General features: G+C 44.7%; 18 protein-coding genes. All 18 read right to left on the bottom strand.

Going from position 1 to position 23,873, the window contains the following annotated elements; genetic code table 11:
- Position 1: 1 nt before the first annotated feature.
- Positions 2-505 (bottom strand): chemotaxis protein CheW, encoded by a 504-nt coding sequence (locus tag ACXAGV_RS15690; RefSeq protein ID WP_179982088.1) that lies wholly within the window; start codon positions 503-505, stop codon positions 2-4.
- Positions 502-2,346, bottom strand: a complete 1,845-nt coding sequence (locus ACXAGV_RS15685; protein ID WP_474874043.1) for a chemotaxis protein CheA — start codon at positions 2,344-2,346, stop codon at positions 502-504. Before ACXAGV_RS15685 ends, ACXAGV_RS15690 begins: the two co-directional genes overlap by 4 nt.
- Positions 2,347-2,384: 38 nt before the next feature.
- Positions 2,385-2,750, bottom strand: coding sequence for a response regulator (locus ACXAGV_RS15680; protein ID WP_039217225.1), 366 nt, complete (start codon positions 2,748-2,750; stop codon positions 2,385-2,387).
- Positions 2,751-2,816: 66 nt separating this feature from the next.
- Complete coding sequence (locus ACXAGV_RS15675) at positions 2,817-4,028, bottom strand: methyl-accepting chemotaxis protein (protein WP_474874042.1); 1,212 nt, start codon at positions 4,026-4,028, stop codon at positions 2,817-2,819.
- Between the two features lie 223 nt (positions 4,029-4,251).
- Positions 4,252-5,298: a protein-glutamate methylesterase/protein-glutamine glutaminase gene (locus tag ACXAGV_RS15670; protein ID WP_474874041.1), complete on the bottom strand. Its 1,047-nt coding sequence runs from the start codon at positions 5,296-5,298 to the stop codon at positions 4,252-4,254.
- Positions 5,273-5,902: a chemoreceptor glutamine deamidase CheD gene (gene cheD / locus ACXAGV_RS15665; protein WP_474874040.1), complete on the bottom strand. Its 630-nt coding sequence runs from the start codon at positions 5,900-5,902 to the stop codon at positions 5,273-5,275. The genes ACXAGV_RS15670 and cheD overlap by 26 nt, the downstream gene beginning before the upstream one ends.
- Before the next feature lie 15 nt (positions 5,903-5,917).
- A complete protein-coding gene (locus ACXAGV_RS15660; protein WP_474874039.1) occupies positions 5,918-6,748 on the bottom strand; it encodes a CheR family methyltransferase in 831 nt (276 codons plus the stop codon).
- Between the two features lie 3 nt (positions 6,749-6,751).
- Positions 6,752-9,235 (bottom strand): methyl-accepting chemotaxis protein, encoded by a 2,484-nt coding sequence (locus ACXAGV_RS15655; RefSeq protein ID WP_474874061.1) that lies wholly within the window; start codon positions 9,233-9,235, stop codon positions 6,752-6,754.
- A gap of 474 nt (positions 9,236-9,709) precedes the next feature.
- The gene (locus tag ACXAGV_RS15650) at positions 9,710-10,213 is read right to left on the bottom strand and encodes a chemotaxis protein CheW (protein WP_474874038.1); all 504 of its coding nucleotides are present in this window, start codon (positions 10,211-10,213) and stop codon (positions 9,710-9,712) included.
- Entirely contained in the window at positions 10,210-12,291 is a 2,082-nt protein-coding gene (locus ACXAGV_RS15645; RefSeq protein ID WP_474874037.1) for a chemotaxis protein CheW, read from the bottom strand. The genes ACXAGV_RS15650 and ACXAGV_RS15645 overlap by 4 nt, the downstream gene beginning before the upstream one ends.
- Positions 12,292-12,329: 38 nt before the next feature.
- Positions 12,330-12,695, bottom strand: a complete 366-nt coding sequence (locus ACXAGV_RS15640; RefSeq protein ID WP_071816745.1) for a response regulator — start codon at positions 12,693-12,695, stop codon at positions 12,330-12,332.
- Between the two features lie 57 nt (positions 12,696-12,752).
- Positions 12,753-13,424 (bottom strand): methyl-accepting chemotaxis protein, encoded by a 672-nt coding sequence (locus ACXAGV_RS15635; RefSeq protein ID WP_474874060.1) that lies wholly within the window; start codon positions 13,422-13,424, stop codon positions 12,753-12,755.
- A gap of 999 nt (positions 13,425-14,423) precedes the next feature.
- Positions 14,424-14,603 carry a DUF2986 domain-containing protein gene (locus tag ACXAGV_RS15630; RefSeq protein WP_474857357.1) on the bottom strand — a complete coding sequence of 60 codons (180 nt, stop codon included), beginning with the start codon at positions 14,601-14,603 and terminating at the stop codon, positions 14,424-14,426.
- Between the two features lie 451 nt (positions 14,604-15,054).
- Positions 15,055-18,012, bottom strand: coding sequence for a TonB-dependent receptor (locus ACXAGV_RS15625; RefSeq protein ID WP_474874036.1), 2,958 nt, complete (start codon positions 18,010-18,012; stop codon positions 15,055-15,057).
- A 6-nt stretch (positions 18,013-18,018) separates the two neighbouring features.
- On the bottom strand, positions 18,019-18,960 hold the full coding sequence (locus ACXAGV_RS15620; protein WP_474874035.1) for a FecR family protein: 942 nt from the start codon (positions 18,958-18,960) through the stop codon (positions 18,019-18,021).
- The gene (locus ACXAGV_RS15615) at positions 18,960-19,490 is read right to left on the bottom strand and encodes a sigma-70 family RNA polymerase sigma factor (protein ID WP_474874034.1); all 531 of its coding nucleotides are present in this window, start codon (positions 19,488-19,490) and stop codon (positions 18,960-18,962) included. Before ACXAGV_RS15615 ends, ACXAGV_RS15620 begins: the two co-directional genes overlap by 1 nt.
- The gene (locus ACXAGV_RS15610) at positions 19,480-20,976 is read right to left on the bottom strand and encodes a CehA/McbA family metallohydrolase domain-containing protein (protein WP_474874033.1); all 1,497 of its coding nucleotides are present in this window, start codon (positions 20,974-20,976) and stop codon (positions 19,480-19,482) included. Before ACXAGV_RS15610 ends, ACXAGV_RS15615 begins: the two co-directional genes overlap by 11 nt.
- Before the next feature lie 73 nt (positions 20,977-21,049).
- On the bottom strand, positions 21,050-23,731 hold the full coding sequence (locus ACXAGV_RS15605) for a TonB-dependent receptor (protein ID WP_474874032.1): 2,682 nt from the start codon (positions 23,729-23,731) through the stop codon (positions 21,050-21,052).
- Between the last annotated feature and the right edge of the window lie 142 nt (positions 23,732-23,873).

The following is a 23,873-nucleotide window of genomic DNA, read 5'->3' as shown; positions in this document are numbered from 1 at the left end:
CTCAGCCCTCAACCGTTTGTGTTTTTGTTTCAACTAAGCCCAATTCGTTACTGGTAATTAAGCTCTCAATATTCACTAAAATAACCATGTGTTCGTCCACATCCGCCAGCCCATGAAGATATTTACTATCGAACGCCACCCCGAACTCTGGCGGAGGAAGCATGTCTTCCTCAGAAAGGCGGATCACGTCAGAGACGCCGTCGACTACGATACCAACAATCCGCTCGTGCACATTGAGCATAATAACGATAGTAAAGTCGTTATAGGTTGCCTCGCCTACATTGAACTTAATGCGCAGATCCACGATAGGCACAATGTCGCCACGCAGATTTATTACACCTTTAATAAAACTTGGCGCATTGGCAATTTTGGTGACCTGCTCATAGCCGCGAATTTCTTTTACCGTCGTGATGTCTAAAGCGTAGTGTTCTTCGCCTAATACAAAACTTAAGAATTCATTCTCTTTTGACGCACTAACGGCTTGCTGTAATGCTGCTTCGCTCATAGTGAAACCTCTTCATTTGGGATATTGGTACAATTTGCTGCTACCGAATCGGCATCCAAAATCATCGCGACCTTGCCATCGCCCATGATGGTAGCCCCTGCTATCCCTGCGACTTTTTTGTAATGTTGCTCTAAGCTCTTGATGACGACTTGTTGCTGACCTACCAAAGAGTCCACCAGTACGCCGTAACGTTTTTTACTGCTTTCTAGCAATACCACTATGCCTTTGGTTGGTTCGATAATGCCGTCATCGACTTGCATTAGCTGGGTAAGCGACACCAGTGGCCAGTACTGGTCTCTTATCCACAGTACCTTGTCATTGCCGAGTGTTTTTACTTGGGAAGCGGTGGGCTGGAAAGACTCGATTACGTTAAGCAGCGGGATGACAAAAATCTGATCGCCAACTGACACGCACATACCGTCCACAATGGCGAGCGTAAGGGGTAAGTGGATATAAAAGGCCGAGCCCTCGCCTTGCGACGATTCGATTTCAATGCGTCCGCCAATAGATTCGATATTTCGGCGCACTACGTCCATACCCACGCCACGGCCCGACACATCAGTAACCTCCGCTGCGGTTGAAAAACCCGCTTGGAATATAAGCTGCCAAATTTCACTGTCTGGCATGTCTGGTGTAACGGCTAGCCCGTTTTGCGTGGCTTTTTCTAAGATACGCGCTTTGTTTAAACCCGCACCGTCATCAATAATACCGATGATGATGCTACTGCCTTTTTGCTCTGCACTTAAAATAACGGTTCCGTTTTCAGATTTACCTGCTTCAAGGCGCTCTTCAGGGCTTTCTATACCGTGGTCAATACTGTTTCTAACTAAATGAGTAAGCGGGTCGACCAGCTTTTCGATAAGGCTCTTATCAATTTCAGTGTTGCCCCCTTGAATAACCAAGTCGACTTTTTTGCCTAGCTTCGAAGACAAATCACGTACCACACGGGGGAAGCGATTAAATGTCATGTTCACCGGTAACATACGCATAGACATCACCGATTCTTGTATCTCACGGGTATTGCGCTGTAGCTCGTCTATCGCGAGCTGTAAGCGTTCGCCCACCTGTCCTTCAACTTCCTGGCCTACGTTAGAAAGCATCGATTGAGTAATCACGAGTTCGCCGACCAGGTTAACCATGGCATCAATTTTTGTAGTGTCTACACGAATTGACGCGGCTTCTTTTGCCGCCTCTTTGGGCTTGGTTTTGACCGGCTTAACGATAGGTTGTTTAGGTGCAACTGTTTGGGTTACCTCTGTTTTTACAGGGAGGTTTTCAGGCTCGAAGAAGCCAAAGCCTTCGTCGTTTTTACTGGCCTCAGGCGACGCTTCAGCTTGTTTCTCTGCTGTCACTTCATCATCTTCAAAGAGTCCAAAACCTTCAATCTCGTTGTCCGAAGCATCTTCAATATCTTCGGTTTGCTCATTAGGCTCATGCGTGACTACACCAGATGCACTAGCAAGCGTATCTTCAAGTACCTTAATGCTTGCATCAATTTGTTCTTGGGGAAGTTCTGTTTGCTCTTTGTATGCCGATATTGTGTCTTTAAGTACGTCGAGGGTTTGCAGGAAAATATCGACGATATCTGCCGTAACTTGAATCTCTTGGTTACGCGCTTTGTCGAGCAGATTCTCCATAACATGGGTAAGATTCATTAAAGCGTCGAAGCCGAAGATACCGCTGCCACCTTTTATGGAGTGCGCCGCTCTAAAGATACTGTTTAATTCTTCGGGGTCGGGAGAGTCCACATCCAAAGTCATGAGCAACTGCTCCATGTCTTGAAGGTGCTCGTCACTCTCATCAAAAAACACACCGTGAAACTGGTTTACATCAATGGTCATGATTGACTCCCGCTTGCCCTATTGAAACCGACGCTCGATTAGCCCAACACTCGCTTCATCACATCTAACAGCTTGTTTGGATCAAAGGGCTTCACCATCCACCCCGTAGCCCCCGCCGCCTTACCTTTGGCCTTCATATCGTCACCAGCTTCCGTAGTTAGCATGACAATTGGCGTCGAGCGAAAATTAGCTAGCCCTCTTAGCGACTTGATTAGCGTCAACCCATCCATGCGAGGCATGTTTTGATCGGTAAGTACGAAATCAAATCGAGCCCCCTGACATTTGTCTAACGCATCCTGACCGTCTTGTGCTGTAGTTACGTTGTAGTTCGCTGACTTAAGGGTCATTTCAACCATCTGACGAATAGATACTGAGTCGTCAACAATCAATATGCTTTTGCTCATAATTCAATCACCTTTTGAATTGTCAAAATTGCTCTTACGTTGCTTCGAAGAGCTTTTTTGTTGCCGCTAAAAAAGCTCCACATCACCCGCATCCATAGAAGTAGCAGAGACCGGGTTGTGGTCTGCTTGCCCTTTCTCAGTTAGAGAGTGTTGATAGTTTTCCAGGTTCTCTCGCACGCGAGTTGCACTTTCAGGGCTGAGCTCTGAAAGTTGCTCAACGATGAATTCAATGATCTCGCGGGTATACGTAAGGTTTTGCCCATTAATATCGCCAAACTGTAAACCTCTTATTGCCGCTGCTGTTGCATCAGCCAACTGTTGCCGAATAGCCTCAAGTTCACTAGCACCTTGTATGTCTGCTTCTGCTTTTTTTATGATGCCTTTGAGCTGCTCGCTAATCGCATCTTTTGCGTTAACGACGTGAGAAATGTCCTGAGAAGCAACAACTTCTGCAGTTTCGGTAAGTTTGTCGATAAGTGACCGAATGTTTTCTATTTGGGTTTTTATTACGTCGCTGAATTGTGTAGAGCGGGTAGAAAGCGCACGAACCTCATCAGCAACAACGGCAAACCCGCGGCCGGCCTCACCTGCACGCGCCGCTTCAATAGCCGCATTCAGTGCCAACAAGTTTGTCTGAGAGGAAATATCATCGATCCCACTTAAGGCTTCGATAACAGTAGGCATTGCCTGCTGAATTGTTTGGACTTGAGTTTCTAACGCTCTTGTAGAATCTGTCATCTCGCTGGTCGAAGCAATAAATTGGGTTAGCGTAGCATCTGTATCAGAGGCAAATGTGCGCATTTTGTCGGCGTAGGCACAATCACTATTTTCATCATCGGTAAGCAGGTTATTGATACTTGTTTCCTGTTGCCCCAGTAATGTTTGAAGTGAAATGAACGATTCGCTTAACGTTCCCACCGCATCGCTTTGCGTAGAAAAAATATCACTAAGGTTAGATGAGGAGACCGACAATATGTCGCTAGCCTCGGATACTACAATAGACATAGCATCTGTGTCTGACAAAGTGGCGGGGGATGTGGAATGTTGTACTGCAAAATGGTTAGTGCCAGAAATTTCTGATGTCTGGCTTACATTTGTCACCTTCAGTAATACAAACAAAAGAAAAATCACACAGGCAGAGCTAAGTGCAAGGCCCAAATGCGCTGCCGATGTAAAGGATAAACTCCAGCTTCCTAACATCATTAAAAAAGCCACTATGAAAGCGTTGCTTTTATTAGAGAAAAAGTTATCCAAATAATTTGCTGCTATAGCGACCACAACCCACCTCAATTGTTACTGCCGCGTTAACGGCTGTACAAAACACAATCAAAGTATGATTTATTTCTTACATTCAACAATTATACTTTTGAATACTTTTATCAAACTATTGCTTTAGTGACATTTGCGACAGATTAATTAAAACAGGAAAACATGAGATTTGAATAGGGCAATTGGTAAGGAAATTATTAGAGCGCCAGGGAAGCAGAGGGATAAGGGCATCTTAAAGCCGACTACTCGCTCCTAATGCTTCGAGTGTATCGAGTATAGCGTCTGAAATTTCTTCTAAAGGCTTTATGAAACTTGCAGCTTTCATTTCTACGGCGGTTTTCGGCATACCGTACACAACACAGGTTTTTTCATCTTGGCAGAAAGTGACAGAGCCTTTAGTGTGCATATTCTTCAAACCTTTTGCTCCATCACGTCCCATGCCAGTAAGTAATACACCTACTGCGTTTGCACCTGCATACTCAGCGAGTGAATCAAACATCACATCAACAGAGGGCTTGTGCCCTGACACCTTAGGGCCATCATCAAGAGTTAAGCGGTAGTCAGCCCCACTTCGCTCTACTTTTAAGTGTTTGTTACCAGGCGCTAAATAAGCAAAGCCTGGTAACAAGCGCTCTCCTCCCCGTGCTTCTCTTACGGTTATTTCGCAAAGGCTATCAAGTCGTCTGGCATAGGTGGTAGTAAAGCCCGGTGGCATATGCTGGGAGATGATAGTTGCCGGAGCATTGCGAGGAAAATGCATGATGACATCTTTAATCGCTTCGGTTCCCCCGGTTGAGGCACCTATACCAATCAGCTTTTCTGTGCCCGTGTACCGCATGGAAGCATGCTTAGTACAGCGAGTTTCAGTAGGATGGCCTAACTTTGAGTGGGCTGCTGCTTTTATCTTTTCAACGATAACTGCGGCATATTCGGTCATACCTTGCGCCACACCTAGTTTGGGCTTTGCGATAAAATCAACCGCTCCTAATTCTAATGCCCGCAGTGTTGCATCGGCACCTCGCTCGGTAAGCGTAGAAATCATCACCACCGGGGTTGGCATTGCCTTCATCATCACTTCTAAAAAACGAAGCCCGTCTACCTTTGGCATTTCAATGTCTAGGGTTATAACATCGGGCCTAAACTCTTGAACCATTCGCTTTGCTACATAGGCATCGGGCGCCGCCCCTACCAATGTTAACTCTGGGGCTTGCACCACTATCTCTGAAAGAATTTGGCGAATTAACGCAGAGTCATCAACGACGAGGACTTTTATGGGCATCTGACTGTTCCGAAAATGAAATAACACCAGTTTTAGCTTGCTCAGAGAGTAAAACACGATGCGCAGACTCACGCTCGTAGAGCGTAGCATTATTGAATTCTCGAATTCGCTTCATATAAACATTTCCGTCGGCCGGAAAATAATAAATTTTGCGTGCATAGTTAGACATTAAATCGCTGCTTATAAGGGGAATACTGGCTTTATCTAGATATTCTAGAACAAATTCGGCGTTTACTCGCCCAATGTCTTGCTGCACAAATCCCGGTAACACTTTTCCCCCTCCGAACGCCTTAGCGACCAGTTTTTCGCGACGTGCACCTAAGTGAACAAGCTGATCTATCAGCATATTCATAGCGTGTACGCCATATTTTGTGGCTAAGCAGGCGTCTAAATTGGTTGTGAAATTGAGGTCGGGCAGCATGAAGTGATTCATGCCGCCAATTTTCTTGTCTTTATCGAAAATACAAGCTGCTACACAAGAGCCAAGGATAGTCACCAATGCTTTGTCTGAAGCCGTCGCGTAATACTGTCCAGGCAAAATTTTCACCGCTTCTTTTTGCAGGCGATTATCAAAATAACGTATGGGGTTTTCATCCTGACTCATACTACAACTTCCTTTTTAAACAACGGGTCGGTAAATGGTTTTCCCCATGGGAGCGACAAGTTCAGGATACATGGTGAAATTTTCAGAGTGCCCTGCCACATACATGCCGTCCCCATGCATCAACTTCACCATGCGAGCTAAAATCTTGCGCTGAGTAGGTCGGTCGAAGTAAATCATGACGTTTCGGCAAAAAATTACGTCTATCGGCGCCTCTAAACACCAGTTTGGTGACATTAAATTTAGTGTCTCGAACTGCACCATTTTTCTCAGTTCATCCACAACCCTTACTCTACCGGTTTGTGCACCTTTACCTTTGTAGTAAAATTGCGTTTTATAATCGTGCGAAAGCTGGTTAATACTGTTTTGGGCATAAACGCCCTGGCGGGCCTTCTGAAGTACTTTGCTATCGATGTCTGTGGCGAGTATTTGCACATTGGGCGTAAAGGTGCCAAATACCGACGCCACGGTCATCGCAATACTGTAAGGCTCTTCACCCGTGCTGCTGGCTGCGCACCAAATACGTTTAGTTTGGGGTCGCTTTCGAAGGTAATTTGCTAGCGCCTCAAAGTGGTGCGGCTCTCTGAAAAATGCGGTGAGGTTAGTGGTAAGCGCATTAATGAAGTGCTCCATTTCATCGTCACAGCTTCCAACATAAACTAAATATTCTTTGAAACTGTTTATTTCGAGCGTGCGAAGCCGCCTCGCTAGGCGGCTATAGACCATAGCGTCTTTGGAATCGGCCAGATTAATACCTGCTTGCTTAAAAAGCAGGCTTTTAACCCGTTCAAAGTCCCTTCGGCTATATGAAAATTCCCTCTGCGCATCCGTGCTTTGTATGGCTGACATACACTAAAAAGCCTCCCAGTCCGTCGCATCAGGCGCGGCAGGATTGAGCGCTTTTATCCCCGGCTTTGGCACTTCACGCTCTTTAGGTAATTCGTGACTGCTATTTAAAGGCTTGCTGTCTGACTTATGGTTGGTCTCTCGCCCGCTTCCTCCCACTTTAAATACCGACACCCGTTGCGCTAGTTCGCCTGACTGCTGTCTCATACTGTCAGCCGCTGCCGCTGCCTGCTCAACTAACGCGGCATTTTGTTGGGTCATCTCGTCCATTTGAACCACCGCATTACTCACTTCCTGTATTCCTGTGGCTTGCTCAGATGATGCCGCAGCAATTTCAGACATAATGTCGTTAACGCGTTTAATCGCAGTGACGATATTAGCCATGGTTTCGCCAGACTTATTCACCAATACATTGCCATCGCCAATCTTATCAACCGACGCCGAAATGAGTGCCTTAATATCTTTTGCCGCCTCTGCTGAGCGCTGTGCCAACGTTCTTACTTCAGAAGCAACAACCGCAAACCCGCGGCCTTGTTCGCCGGCTCGTGCAGCTTCAACAGCTGCGTTAAGAGCAAGTATGTTGGTTTGAAACGCGATGCCGTCAATAACACCGATAATGTCTGAAATGCGCTGGGCAGAGTCATTAATCTCACCCATGGTGTGAACCACTTGCTCAATAATTTTGCCGCCCTCAGATGCCACTTCCGATGCTTGGCTGGCCAGTCCTTTGGCTTGGTCGGCGTTCTCTGCATTTAACTTTACTGTGCCCGTTAACTCTTCCATTGCAGAGGCAGTTTCTTCAAGGCTAGACGCTTGCTGTTCGGTACGACTAGACAGGTCAGCGTTGCCCGTAGCTATTTCATTTGATGCAGTATCAATGGTTTCGACGGCAGTATGAATTTTCACTATGGTATCGCACAGTTCATAAATAAAGTGATTGATAGACTCACCAAGTACCTTGAAGTCTCCTTCTAATGGCTCTTCTATTGTTTTCAGTAAATCGCCATCCGATAGGCTAGCCATAATAGACTTAATACTTTCTACTGCTAATGTTCTTCCCGTTACGTCTGAGGCGTATTTTACTACTCTAAACGGCTTGCCGTTCTGGTCTAAAATAGGGTTGTAAGAGGCCTGAATATAAACCGGCTTTCCCGATTTATTAAAGCGCTTATATTCTCCGCTTGCATAGACGCCTTGGCGCAACTGCTCCCAGAATGCTGCGTATTCAGGGCTATTTTTAAAGGCAGGGTCTACAAAAATACTGTGGTGTTTTCCTTTTACTTCATCAAGGGTATAGCCCATAGCGGCTAAGAAATTGCTATTCGCGTTTAAAATTAAACCTTCTAGGTCAAACTCAATGACTGCCTGAGACTTACTTATCGCGTTCAACTGGCCCTCAAAGTAAGCGTTTTTCATTTTATCTTCGGTAATATTGGTGGCGTATTTGACTACCCTAAACGGGTTGCCATTCATGTCTTCTATGGGGTTGTAAGAAGCTTGGATCCATACGTTTTTACCTGATTTACTTTCTCGCTTAAACTCGCCAGAGAAGAATTTGCCGGATTTGAGTTCTGACCAAAAACGTTGATACGACTCAGACTGTCTGGTTTCTTCATCCACAAATAGTTGGTGATGCTTACCTTTGATTTCGTCTAGGCGGTAGCCCATTGTATTTAAGAAGTTTTCATTAGCAGTAATAATGTTCCCATCTACATCGAATTCAATGACCGCCTGTGATTTACCAATAGCATTAATTTGCCCTTCGAAATATGCGTTTCTTAACTTATCTTGCGTCACGTCGGTGGCAAATTTGACCACTTTAAATGGCTTGCCTGTACTGTCAAAAATGGGGTTGTAAGACGCGCGGATCCATATTTCTTTGCCGCCTTTTGCTATCCGTTTATATTCCCCCTCGCTGTGCTCTCCCGCTTTTAAGCTTTGCCAAAACGCCGCGTATTCCGCACTTAGCTTGTAGCTTGGGTCGACAAACATACTATGATGTTGCCCTTTAATTTCAGACAGGCTGTAGCCCATTGCGGCGAGAAAATTTTCATTAGCGTTTAAAATATTTCCCTCAAGATCGAACTCAATAACAGCCTGCGATTTATTAATGGCTGTGATTTGTCCTTGGTAATCTGCATTTTTTTGCTTTTGCGCGGTAATGTCAGAGGCGAATTTAATGACGTAATCCACCTTCCCGTCATCGTCAAACACCGGATTGTAGGTCGCTTGGATCCACACCTCTTCGCCTTGCTTGTTTATTCTGCAAAACTCGCCGCTGTGCACGTCACCGCTTTTTAGTTTTTTCCAAAACTGCTGATATTCCTCGCTTTGGGCATAATCACTGTCGACAAAAATGCGATGGTGTTTTCCCACCACCTCGCTTTCGCTATATCCCATTGCGGCTAAAAAGTTATCGTTGGCCAACAAGATTTCGCCGTCTGTGGTGAACGAAATCACCGCTTGGCTTCGCATAATGGCATCGACCATACCTTTATTGCGTTTGTTCTCGGTGTTGTCCTGCCATTCTGTGACAAAAAGCTGAGTATCGTTTTCTTCCGCTAATATTGCAGATGTACTTACGCAAAAACTGTGTTCCGCGAGTGAGACAAGCAGTTTGTTATCACCTCGAGCATGGGTGAGTAAGTAAGACGGATTTTCCGCAGGGCTTGCCCCAACTGTAATATCGTCAATGTGCTTGCCTGATAATGTTGTCTCGCCGCCACCTACAGAAAAGTCTTTAGGGTAGGCTTTTGCCATGTGAAGGAATGCCGGTGTGCAGTAGTGAATAACCCCGGACTTGTCGATGACCAACAGATTTGAGGCACTCGCTTTTAAAATGTTCGATTTCAATAGCGCGTCGTGTTTCGCTACCTTCAACTCTTCGCCGTTAAGAAAATTAAATACGCCCATAACTAATATATCCCAATGTCAGGTGTTTCCGTTTAGTGAAGGACCTTGTAACTACGCGTCGTCATTAACGCTTTCAGGTGCAACTAAACCCAGCTCTTCGCTGGTTATTAAGCTCTCTATGTTCACCAAAATGACCATGTTTTCATCTACATCGGCTAAGCCGTGTAGATACCTACTATCAAAAGCTACGCCAAACTCTGGTGGCGGAAGTACTTGCTCTTCAGACAAGCGAATAACATCGGATACACCATCTACCACGATGCCAACAATACGTTCTTGAATGTGTAGCATTATTACTATTGTGAAATCATTGTAAGTGGCCTCGCCCACATTAAACTTAATGCGCAAATCCACGATAGGAACAATGTCACCTCGCAAATTAATCACGCCCTTGATAAACGCTGGCGCATTCGCAATTTTGGTAACTTGTTCGTACCCTCTGATTTCCTTTACTGTGGTAATGTCCAAGGCATAGTGTTCATCACCTAGCACAAAACTTAAGTATTCTTTGTCTTGTCCGCCGGTAACCGCTTGATGCAAGGCAGTTTCACTCATGAAAGTAACTCCTCTATTTGGCTGGAGGTGTAGGTTGTTGCGATGGAGTCTGCATCAATGATAAGTGCGACTTTACCGTCACCCATAATGGTTGCTCCCGCGATTCCAGCCACTTTACGATAGTGCTCCTCTAAACTTTTGATTACCACCTGCTGCTGGCCCACTAGCGCATCAACTAAAATACCAAAACGTTTCTTACTGCTTTCAAGTAACACCACGATACCTTCTGTTGGAGAAAGCGCGGCACCTTCTACTTCCATAAAGTCGTAAAGCGGCACTAAAGGCCAATATTGGTCTCGAATGTAAAGTACGGTGTCGTTACCCAAGGTTTTCAGCTGCTGCTTTGTAGGTTGGAAAGATTCAATAATATTTAAAAGGGGAACAACAAAAATTTGCTTGCCCACTGACACACACATACCATCAACAATGGCGAGCGTAAGCGGCAGGTGAATGAAAAAAGCCGAGCCTTCCCCAGCGCTCGATTCAATATCAATGCGTCCGCCAATTGACTCAATATTGCGGCGCACCACGTCCATACCAACACCTCTTCCCGATACATCAGTGATGGCTTCTGCGGTTGAAAACCCAGGCTGGAATATCAACTGCCATACTTCTGAGTCTGGCATATCATCAGATACCGCAAGCCCGTTGCTACGTGCTTTATCAAGAATTTTGTCCCGATGAAGACCACCACCATCATCGATAATGCTGATAATAATGCTGCCGCCTTTTTGCTCGGCACTTAAGATGACCGTGCCTTTCTCTGGCTTGCCGGCAGCCCCACGCTTTTCGGGCATTTCGATACCGTGATCGATACTGTTGCGCACTAAGTGCGTAAGCGGGTCGACAATCTTTTCAATTAAACTTTTATCAATTTCGGTACTGCCGCCTTGAAGCACCAACTCTACCTGCTTACCCAACTTTCCTGCTAAGTCTCTTACTAAACGAGGGAATCGATTAAAGGTTGCAGTTAGCGGAAGCATGCGCATAGACATAACCGATTCTTGAATTTCTCGGGTGTTGCGCTGCAGCTCATCAATAGCAAGCTGAAGGCGCTCGCCAACTTGCCCTTCAACATCTTGCCCTATCATAGATAGCATTGATTGGGTGATAACCAGTTCGCCCACCAAGTTAACCATGGCGTCGATTTTCGTGGTATCTACTCGAATTGAAGCCGACTCTCGAGCAGTGCTTTTTTTCGCAGAAGATTTAGGTTTGTTTTTAAGCGGTGCCTTCGAGGCCGCAACACCCGTCATTGGCGCTTTAGCATCATTTACTGGTTCCTGTGGTGTATTGGCGCGTTGCTCGTGGGAATTGTTGGCTGTGTCTATTGCAGTATTTATGTGACTAGCTGAGGGTGCGTCTTCGAAAAAGCCAAAGCCCTGACTTTCCTCTTTTTTACCACTTTCAACATTTGCTTCATCTGGCTTTACCTCTTGAGATTCAGCAACTTTGCTTTGTGTACTTTCATCTTCGAAGAACCCAAAGCCATCATCGTCGTCTTTGTTGTTTTCAATAGATTGATTGTGAACAGGCTCATCATCGAAAAAGCCAAAACCGTCGTCAGTGCCTGAACTAGCCTCAGAAGGCTCGTCATCAAAGAAGCCAAAGCTGTCATCCTCTACACTTTCGGCCTGCGTACTTGAGCTTTCCTCTTCGGGTGTTCCACCCGGCGTAAGTTCAGCACTTTGCCTACTCATTACACCGTTTAGTATCCTGATGCGCTCAGCAATACTTTCTTCTGGAACTGGGGTTTCGTCGCGATAAGCATTTAGCGTGTCTTTTAAAACATCGAGCGTTTCTAAAAGCACGTTGACAATATCAGCGGTTACACTAATTTCATTATTGCGGGCTTTATCGAGTAAATTTTCCATCACGTGCGTTAAATTCATTAACGCATCAAAGCCGAAAATGCCGCTACCACCTTTAATAGAGTGGGCAGCGCGAAAAATGCTATTTAGCTCTTCAGGATCAGGTGACTCGACATCCAGGCTCATCAATAGCTGTTCCATATCGTCGAGATGCTCGTCGCTCTCGTCGAAAAATACGCCGTGGAACTGTTCAATATCGATGCTCATTCTGAATCCTTCCAGACTTAAGGTTTTAGTAGATTGGCTTAACCCAAAACGCGCTTGGTTACATCAAGAAGTTTATTTGGATCAAAGGGCTTTACCATCCAGCCAGTTGCACCAGCGGCCTTACCCTTTGCTTTCATATCGTCGCCCGCTTCTGTGGTAAGCATGACAACTGGTGTTCTGCTATACGCGCCCAAACTACGCAAGTTTTTAATAAGGGTAAGGCCATCCATGCGAGGCATATTTTGATCAGTGAGTACAAAGTTAAATTGCTGACTCTTACATTTATCTAGCGCTTCTTGCCCGTCTTGGGCTGTGGTAACGGTATACCCTGCGCCTTTTAGCGTCATCTCAACCATTTGACGAATCGACACCGAATCGTCGACAACTAAAATGTGTTTGCTCATATGCTCACTTCTCCAAAGTATGTCATTACTGACAGTGCATCCTGTTCCTTTCTTAGCTTAGAACAATTCAACTTCTCCAGCGTCCATAGACGTTGCAGACACCGGGTTGTGATCATTTTTACCTTTTTCTGCGAGTCCTTTTTGGTACTCGCTTAATTCGCTGACGAAACGCTCAATATTGTTGGCATCTAACGTTGCCAGCTGTTCTAAGATGAACGTAATCATGTCTTGGGTATATTGGATATGCTGGCCATTGATATCGCCAAACTGCATACCTCGAATGGCCGCGTTTATAGACTCATCAAGCTGTGAGCCTATATCTTCAATTTGTTTAGTAGTAACTAGGTCTGCTTCTGCTTTTCTGATGATTTCTGCTAATTGATCGCTTATATGTGATTTAGCATTTACAACCTGAGATATATCTTGCGAGGCTACAAATTCTGCAGTGTCGGTGAGTTTGTCTACTAAACTTCGGATATTCTCTACTTGGGTTTTAATTACGTCGCTAAATTGCGTTGAACGAGTTGATAGCGCTCGCACCTCGTCAGCAACAACGGCAAAACCACGGCCCGCTTCGCCTGCCCTTGCCGCTTCTATCGCTGCATTTAGAGCCAACAAGTTGGTTTGCGCAGCGATATCATCAATGCCGCTAAGTGCATCTATCACCGTAGGCATCGCCTGTTGAATGGTTTGCACCTGTTCCATTAGGTGCTTTGTTGACGAGGACATTTGCTCGGTTGAATCGATAAATTGGGTCAGGGTTCCATCGGTTTCTTGTGCAAACGTACGCATGCGTTCTGAATATGATTGTGTTTGCGTACTATCGACGCTCAATAACGCATCAATACACTGAATTTGCTGAGCAACGAGCGCTTTTAAGCTGCTGAAAGCATTGGATAAGGTTTCAACGGCGTCATCTTGGGTAGACTTGATGGACGATAAATTGCTATCACATGTGCTTAAAGACACAGCAAGCTCGTCGCTCGCTTTTTTGATATCAGTACTACCCGCTTGTTCGCTTTGCGCTTGGGAGTCGTTATTTGGATAGACCTCGTCAACTTCATCCGCACTTTTGCTATAAATGAAAGTACTAAAGACAACTACGCCTGTTAGTACCACAAGCGCTGTGAGCGCAGACACAAAAAAGAACAAAGCCCAAGAAGCAGCTATGCCTACTACACAGAGTACATATATGCTCTTTAAAGCTCCTTGCTGCATTGAAGGTAAGTTATTAAATGACAAAAAAACTCTCCTTGAAAAAACACTGCGACTTAACTTCAACAGTACTCTTTCATAATTAAGCACGTTACTTGGTTCACGAATTACAAAGCGCTGGACACATTCTATGAGCGCCAATAGACATAAAGCCTAGCGCAAAGGCAACATAACGTTGTTAGCCAAGGTGGGTAACAACGTTATACTTAACTGGCTTTGCACACATGAGATAAGCGTAGTACCCAATTTGAAAAGTAGGCAAGAACATACATAAGTTTTTTATAAAAAAAGCGTTTTAGTCGCTATTTGTGTCTAACTTGCTAAGAAGTGTTAAAGATAGTGTTGATGAGAAAGCACCAAGAGATATGCACATGCAGCAAACTTTGCTGGAACGGTGGTGATGATGATGGCGTTTCGCTATGACATACGTATTCGAGATTGTTCACCTCAGCTGGGCATAAAAAATCCCTTTGTTTTAGCTAGGTAACTTCATCACCCAGTTTGCCCACTATTTTATCTGTCGACTGGTTTAGTACTTTTTTCTGTCACAGACAATTCATCGTGCTCTTGTTCTGTAAGCTTTGCCCGTTCCGCTTTAGAGATGTAAGCTGGCTTATTACTTTTATGAAGTTTAGCCTTAGCTTTCTTATCTTTTTTCTTAAGTTTAGTGAAAATTTTCTTACGACGATTCATGCTCTGTTCTCTTAACCAGTACCGCATATTGTTCGTATTATACGATGCTCATCGCAAAAGCCGCCATATGAGTTTTCGCGAGCACAAATTTCAAAATAGAGGAAAGTGGTTTGGAAACAAAAAAGCCCCGCATTTTCATGCAGGGCTCTCTGAAAAATGGTGCCTCGACCCGGGATTGTAACGCGCGGTGCAGCCGCAGGGGCACGCGGATTTTCAATGCAACCCTACGCTTTAATTAATTGTTTTTATTAAACTTTCATTTTACTTGCAAATTCTTTGCATAAGCTGGGGTTTCATGACAACTATTAGCATGGCCACTCTAGTTGAACGACTAATGTCTACACAACCACCTGTATGCCTCTAAGTAGTGAGCGTTGTTATGTTGAATAATCAAAAGAAATAGCAGTGCACTTTAATCAGTACTTACGGTTTTATGTGCTTTGTTTCGTGATTAAATCTCTAATGAGAAACCTATCAAAAATGTACGCCCGCTCAATGTAGTATTATAAGCTCGGTCGTTTGAATCGCTGTACAGTTCCTCTCTAACATCAGTTAAATTTAGACCTTCTATAGTCATTCTTAATGATTGACTAAGTTGCATGCTAGCCGATGCATCAATGTAAGTAGTTGCATGATAGCCCGATTCGTCTTGGTCAGTATTTCCTGGCTGGACAGACAATATATAAGGGCTACGGTAGACAGCAGATACACGAGCCGACCAATGCGACTGTTCATAATACAATGTAAAATTATAACTACGTCTAGACAGCCCCGCGAACGTCTTAACCTGATTTTCTCCCGTACCTTGTACGTCTCGGTAAAGGGTTTGACCCTCGGCATAAGTGAAGTTGGTACTAATCCCAAGAAGATCAAAAGGAGAAGGAAGAAATGCTAAATCACGAGAATAAGTCATTTCAAAACCTTTAAATGTGGTTGTATCGGTATTCTTGGGTGTACTAACATAAAAAACATCATCGACACTATCCCCATCTTGAAGCAAGCTAGCGGGGAGTCCCAATTCGCTATACGGTATAGCTTCAACATCTTCCACTACGAAATTATCTATCTGCTTGAAGAAGCTAGAGAGAGCCATAATGCCGCCATCTTCGAAATACCACTCAACACCGGTTTCTACATTCAATGACTTTAGAGGCTTTAAATAAGGATTTCCTAAAAATACTTGCCCAATGTCGCCTTCATTCCGGGATGCTTGCGACACCTCGGCGGTAATAGCCAAATCTTGAATAGACGGGCGCGTGATATTCTCATCAACGCTGGCACGCCACAACCAATTGTCGTTGAGTTCAAGTACGGTATTTACGCTAAAAAGCACATCGTCATAAGTTTTGGTGACGGCGGACGGCAATCCCTTTTGAATACCTGAAGATGTAAACCGCGTATTGAAATACCGAATTCCCCCTTGCGTATAAAGTGGCTTACCCAGCCAATGTCCTACGCTATCGTATATCGCGTAGAGCGCGAGAGTGTTTTCTTTTACCTTAAAGTTGGAACTATCTACTGTATCCTCGGCGGTAAGTTGTACGTTACCCAAGTCAAAATGTGTTTGAATAGCATTAAGGTTACCCTGCATCCATGTTTTATCTGGGTGCTGACTGAACAGAGATAAGTGCGCTTTAGTCAGCGTATTATCATCAAGAGCCGGGTACACACTTCTAGCGCGATCCATCCCTGTGTTCTCAAAGGATTTATAATGTGCCCCCGCCGACAGGGCATCACCGTTACTAAATAAATAGCGAAGTGATCCCTTTACATTGTTATACGAATTACGTATTTCGTTTTCTTGAAAATAGAGATCTTTTACGGTTAGTCCAGTTAGGGATGCCGTATCCATATTAGTTGAATAGCTCTGGCCGTAAAAACGGTCTTCACGAAAGTCCGTAACGATATCCACCCCAGTTTTACGAATGTTGACTTTATTTACTTTAGGCTGCGAGTAATCACTGGCACTGCTGCCGAGGCTAACGTTAAAGCTTAGTGCAGAAGTGGGCTGCCACTGACTTTCCATACTAATTTGATAAAACGTTGACGTATTTTCATCTTCCCGAGTTTCGATACGCCATGTTGCATCGGTATATTTCGCAAACAATATTTCCTTGTCATTTTTATTTTGTTCCCATGCGAGTAGCGTAACATTGTCATTGTCTTTCACTGCAATATGATGCTCATCAAGGCTATTTTGTAAACGGCTGGCAATACCATTAAACGCAATTTGCCACTTATCGTTTGGCGCGTATTGCAGTGAGGCTGTTACCCCTAATCGACGTTGATTATTATTCCAAAGAGAATATCGATGGCCTCTGGGAAACCAGAATACGCCTTGTGCTAATTCATGCTGCAACACACTATCTTCGTCTCCGCTGTAATGCTTTTTCTCCTGTCGCCACCGCGTAGTATTAGTACCAAACTCAGTAGTGTGTCGCTGACTGTATACGGCGGAAACAAGACCTCCGAATTTATCATTTCGTCGGCTGAACAACCCAATAATACTTGGGTCGAGCTGTTTACTGTTTTCGTTGTAACTTTGTTTCACGGTAAAGCTATTTATGTCATCCGTAAAATCGAAGGGTTTTGGCGTATACAACATAACTGTGCCACCAATACCGCCTTCATCTTGTTCCACCGAATACGACTTACTTACATCAATACGATTAAAAATTTCTGATGCAAATAGAGTGAAGTCAAAGGCTCGGGTACGACTCACACTTCCTCTGGCGTCCATCGCCGAGGATGTCATCGCCATCGCTTCCATACCATTTACCTTTACACGGGTAAAGTCAGGACCTAGTCCCCGAAGTGAAATCTGTCGCCCTTCGCCTCCTTCACGGGTGATAGTAATGCCCGGTATACGTTGTAATGAATCAGCCAAATTCAAATCGGGGAAATCAGTAATGTCTTCTGACAAAATCGATTCTTGTGTGACCATGGCAAGGCGCTTTATCTCTCTGGCACGAATAAGAGATTGCCGAAATCCTGTGACTTCTATTTCAACAGTAGGGTGAGTACGCGTAATAGCATTGCTTTCTGTTTGGGTTGTTTTGCTAGTGTTTTCGTTTTGTTGTGTGTCGCACCGGTGAATAACCCAGCCATTTTGGACAGGCGCTAAACAAAGTGAAAACGGTTCCAGTAGTGAAGATAAATCACTGGCGTTAGTCGTGCGCCATTGTGTAGGCGTTATGGTTAACCCCTTAAGCAAGGTGGGGTCAAATGCAATGGTCTTCCCGGCGTCACGGCTAAACTCAGTGACAAGCTGTGATAAGGGAATAGTATTGATGGCTTTGTCTGCTACCCCTTCTTGAGCAGCAAAACAAGCAGGTGATAAACCGACCGATATTAACCAAAAAACGTGACCCACAATGACCACTGACTTTTTGCTTCTTCGGTTTATCATGCCAATTTAGTTTACTTGTCGACGTATTTCGAAACCTGAACGAGTATCAGCTACCTCCAGTTGATAGAGGGAACTAAGTACCGCTAACGTTTGGGCAGTATCTTCTAGTTTAAAGCGACCAGCCACACGGTGTTTCCCAATAGTGCTATCTATCACCAAAATGGGCTTATCTGAATAACGGTTCAATCGTTCCAACAAATAAGTGAGAGATTCATTATCTACTTCTATCCAGCCTGTGCGCCAGTCTACCACTTGTGACAAATTAACACGCTGCACCGGCTCTGCAACTCCCCTATTAATTATTATTTTCTCACCTGCCTTGAGCAATATAGGCGCGCTATCGACCTTACCTCGAACTTCTACAATGCCCTCGTGTACTATCACATCAACACGCTGCCCTTGCCTATCGATGTTGAACGCCGTGCCAACCGCCGTCACTGAAGTCAGTCCGGCCTTAACCACAAACGGGCGAGCCCGGTCTTTCGCCACATCAAAATACACCTGTCCCTTTTTCAAGTTCAAAGCGCGGGTATCGTCAGAAAATAGAACGATTAGCTCACTTTTGGGTTGTAGTTGCACCTCACTACCATCACTTAGTGCCTCGTGCGCGGAAGTAATTAATTGGGATGAGGTTGAGGGTGTTATGATGTGATAGCGTGAAAATACTAGCGCAATCACAAGTAATGACGCAGCAATGGCGCTTCCCCATGTCACAAGTGAATGCCTTCGGTTTGCGATTTTTGACGACTTTTGGGCGTTTAAATAAGCAGCATGAACTGCTGGGTCTCCCCAAGTTGCTATCATCTTTTCTAACGCGTCTTGATGCCGCTCACTTTCATCTAACCAACGGATAAAACGGCGTTTATTTAACGCATCTAAATCTCCGTCTGCGAGCCGGTCAATCCACTCACCTGCCTCTAGGTATGTCTTTTCTTGTTGGCTTGTCATTATCTACCTGCTTTATCCAGATGCAGTTGAATATCTGCCATCGCGCGCGAAATATGCTTTGTTACTGCTTCTGCCGAAATATTCAAGCTAGACGCTATGGCTTGACGGCTTTGACCTTCGATACGACGCATTTCGAAAACACGCCGACGTTGAACTGGCATGGCATTAATCACTTGCGCGATGAGCTCGATTCGTTGTTGTGTTTCAAGGTGCAGCTCTGGATTTTGTCGGTAGCATTGTTGTTCATCAGCATTGTTAGTGTCTGGAAGCTGGCGTTTCGAAAGCAGATTTCTCGCTACGCGAAACGCGTATGCGAGAGGATTATCAATAGTGGTTGCTTTAGATTGTTCTAAAACGCGAACGATTGACTCTTGATAAAGGTCTGCCGCCTCTTCACTGTTAACGGAGTGCCTGCGCAAGTATTGCTTGAGGACTTTCGAATTTATCAGCGTTTGAAGTGAAGAGCTGGAGGTTTCTTCTGGCATGTCTAACGACGATACTGCTGTATTAATATGATGGTCACTTATCATCGCACTCGCCTGTGACAGATTCATTGCAGTGTCGAGAAGTGTGAGGATTGGGGTGATGTAAATATACGGGATTGCTGTAAAACCAGAGATCATCCCACGGATTTTCCCCTCTAGGATCAACCTCTGGCTCCAATTCTTCTTTTAAGTTGGTCCCGCGTACTCGTATGTAGGCATCGTTGTCAGGTGCGGGCAAAGAAAATTGCACAACATTATAGGCTCCCTGTCTTTCCCAATCTTGCTGATAAAAACGGTGAATCACCTTCACAGGTGCTTTTTCTGTTTGGGGGTATTTGCCAACCACACCTCCATAGATTATATCTAATCGCTCTACCGTCGGATACTGACGATTAAAGTTAGTACCTTGCGGATCGTGAAACGCCACAGTAACGGTTATAGGCGCTTTATTGTTAACGTCTAAATCTAACGTATCACCAATGTTAACGCGCTCAGCTCCATGTTGAACACTCACATACAGCTCGTCAATCAAATCACCGGTAACGATAAAGACATTTCCTTCGCGCAGACCATCTAGTACGCTGTCGTAGTCTCGTGCCGCTCGTACATACGTTTTTGCGTATTCTCCTGGCCAAAAATCTGTACGGCCTTCGGTATAATGTGCATGGCTATCAGAAACAGCGGTAACCGTCCACTTTCTGCCTTCAGCCAGTAACTTATCCCAAACCCCTCCAACAATTGCCGACATTTGGTCAGTGCCGCCAAGGGTCGGATAGCCAAAATACTCTGCGCGAGGCGCTCTCGGATTATTCGAACCGTCTGGGTTGATTGATGCAGCCTGATGACCAGGAATGGCAGTCATACCGGTAACCACATCTGGCGCGGTATCCTGCCACTCCCGCATTTTTTGCGGTGTAACCTTTTGGTACACATTCAAATCAGTAGCCTTTCGGGCAGGGTGATTCACTACCAACACCGGTCGTGGTGACATATTCTGCATAGCTTCTAACGCGCTAAGCATAAACGCCTGCGTATCTCGTGGAGATTCATCTGGGTAAATTTCTCTGCGGTTGTACTGACTTTCCAACTCAAAAAGTTGATCAGCTTCTTTCTCACTTTTTGGAATAATCAGGGTGCTGTGTCGCGCACCTGGGGTGTCGAACTCCATACCATAGAACTGCATAATTTCTGGGATGGCGGCTCTGGAGGCGACGAGTTCAGGGTACGCTGAATTTCGGTTTACTGCGCTGTGATTTGGACCACCATGGTCGGTTGTTACCATCCAATCTAATTGATGAAATGCTGCCATTTTGGCGTTCAATGCAGTGAAATAGTGGGCGTCACCAAATAAGAGTGGCGAAGGGGGTTGAGTCTTCCAGTTCCATCTTGCGCTATATTTGCCGTGAATATGGTGATCACCGGCTAGCCAGTTTTTTCCATCTTCGGGCACAAAAGCACGGCTTTCATTGTGTTGCTGGTTTACTGATACACACGCTGACAAGACGAGTAATCCGCTCGTAAACGTTATCATTAAAACTTTTATCATTGCTGTTTAAACGTCCATTGGAAAAAGCATACCAGGCAAGCCTGGTATGCTACTTAGTTTAAAATTGCATGGTTGCACCAAGCATATAAGTACGTCCACTGGTGGTGGTATTGTATGCACGATCGTGAGAATCGCTATATAACTCCTGACGCTCATCGGTGAGGTTAATGCCTTCAAAGCTCAGTTTAATAGTGTCGGTTAGCTGGTAGAATGAAGAGAAATCGATAAATGTTGTACCATGATAACCTGATTCATCCTGATCGCCACTGGAAGACGCGCCAGTAAGATATGCACTACGGTACGCCGCTGACACTCTAGCTCCCCAGCCTTCCTGCTCGTAGTACAGCGTAAAGTTATAACTATTTTTTGATAGTCCCGTGAACGGTTTTTCCTCATCATTTCCCGCTTCGCCATAGATATTGCGATACAAAGCATCACCATCTGCATAGGTATAGTTTGCAATAACACCTAAATGATTAAATGGAGCAGGAAGAAAATCTAAATCGCGAGAAAAAGTTAACTCTACCCCTTTAATTTTCGAGGCGTCCATATTCTCTTGACGCTGTAAATAAAAAATACTGTCTACGGTTTTATCTACAGGTAGTAATTCTGTCGGTAGGCCTAATGACGAATACACTACTTCGCTGGTAGTATCGACAATGAAATTATCGATATCTTTATAGAAAATCGCAGCTGCGGCATAACCAACGTCATCGAAATACCACTCAAACGCGGTATCTAAATTAATCGATTCAAAGGGTTCCAACATGGGATTTCCCATCGTCACGCTGGTAATCGCATCCCCCGATGTCTGCGAAACTGACGCGTTATAGCTTAGCGACCCCAATGATGGACGGGTTATGTTTTTGCTTGCCGATGCACGCCATAACATGTTTTCTTGCAACTCGTAAACGAGGTTGATAGTAGGTAAAATATCAGAATATGAACGGGTGGTTTCTATGGCAACACCCGATGATTTGCCGGCCGCCGTAATATCTGTTTCAAAATATCGTAACCCCGCACTTACTAACAGTGGGTTACCTGCAAACTCTGTCTCCCAGACATATTGCACGTACATTGCCAACGTTTCTTCTGTTACTGGCGATTTGTCATTACGCGTAAGCTCACTGCTATCAATGTTATAGCCATTCAGCCCATAAAAGTTTAGCAATGCGTCTAAATCACCTTGAAGCCAGCTTGTGTTGGGATGTTCACTGTACACCTCAACCAAAGCATCATTTAATGTTGTGATACCGGTATTTTCAGGTGCAATATTCTGCGCATTGCTCTGGGTTAATTGGTAAGCAGAATTCTCAAATTTTTTATAGTTCACGCCAAATTGGAATTCTCCAGTTTCACCGACGAGGTAGGTGAAATCGACTTTTGCAGTATCAAAATCATTAGTTATATAGTTTTGCTGCATGTAGATATCTTTCATCTCGTAGCCATCGAGTTGCGTAGTATCAAAATCAGGTGAAGTGCTAATACCGTAGAAACGATCTTGTCTGAAGTCAGTAGCAATATCCACGATGCCCTTGGCATGAATATTCGATTTTATAACTTCAGGCTGATCAAAGTCAGATGAACTTGTTCCAATAACGGCACTGGCATAGAACTCCGGGTTTATTGTCCAGCCCATACTAAGCGTATATTGGTTAAAATCTGACTCATTGTAACGACGAGAATTCTCATTTCGCCACGTTGCATTCTCATACAGCGCGTAAACCACTTCTTTTTGTCCGTCGTTTTCTGCCCATATAAGGTCAGATACAACCTTGTTGTCTTTCACTGCAGAGTGATGTTCATCGGTATTGTTTTCTAATTCTGCATGCATGATGTCTAACGTTAATGAAAAAGAATCAGACGGTTTGTATTGGAATGCGGCAGTAACACCTAAGCGATCTTGAGTATTATTCCAGCGAGAAAAGCGATGACCACGAGGAAACCAAAGTTCACCTGAGTCTAACTCAGCTTGTAGGTCGGTGTTTGCTGGATCCGCAGCAGTTTTTCCGCCTTCCCGGCGCCAGCGCGTAGTATTCGTGCCAAACTCGGCAGTTTCACGTTCACTGTATGCTACTGAAACCAGAGCGCCAAATTTGTTCCAGACATTAGAAATAAGCCCAGCCATGCGAGGGTTGCTTGCTTCGCTATTGGTGTTGTAGCCACCTCGTACCGACAATGCACTTTTGAACCCGTCATAATCGAATGGCTTTGCGGTAAATAGCCCGACCGTTCCGCCAATGCCGCCTTCTTCCTGATCGGCTGAATAAGTTTTGCTGATGTCGATTCGATTAAACAACTCAGATGCGAAAACATTAAAGTCAAAACCACGAGTGCGACTTACACCACCACGAGCATCCATGGGGGATGAAGACGTACCCATGGCTTCCATACCGTTTACTTGAACACGCGTAAAATCGGGGCCTAAGCCACGCAATGAAATTTGGCGGCCTTCGCCACCCTCTCGGGTAATAGTGATCCCTGGTACTCGCTGCAGTGAGTCGGCTAAATTAAGGTCCGGAAAGTCTGCGATATCTTCTGCCAAGATTGTATCGCGGGAAATAATGGCATCTTTTTTCAAGTCTTTCGCTCTAATTAGTGAGCTACGAAAAGAAGTGACTTCAATTACTTCAACGTTTTCTTCGGCTACTGATGACTGCTGTGCTATCACAGGCGTAACACCCGTTAACCCAGCCAATACACTCAACGAGAGTGTGGTTTTGGTAAATTGATTTTTCATGTGTGATCCTAGTTGTGCAAAGTAAGAGATAGATGTTCCGGTGCGCACGGTTAACACATGTAATGAGTCAGTAGCTGAAAAAAGTAGACAGAGTTTTTGATGAAACTTTTGTGACGAAACGAGTGGGAAGGTTTTTTATAAA

This window comes from Alteromonas sp. ABH4_453 (genome assembly GCF_056160665.1).
The sequence above is the reverse complement of the archived record's forward strand: the minus strand, read 5'-3'. Positions and strand labels throughout refer to the sequence as shown.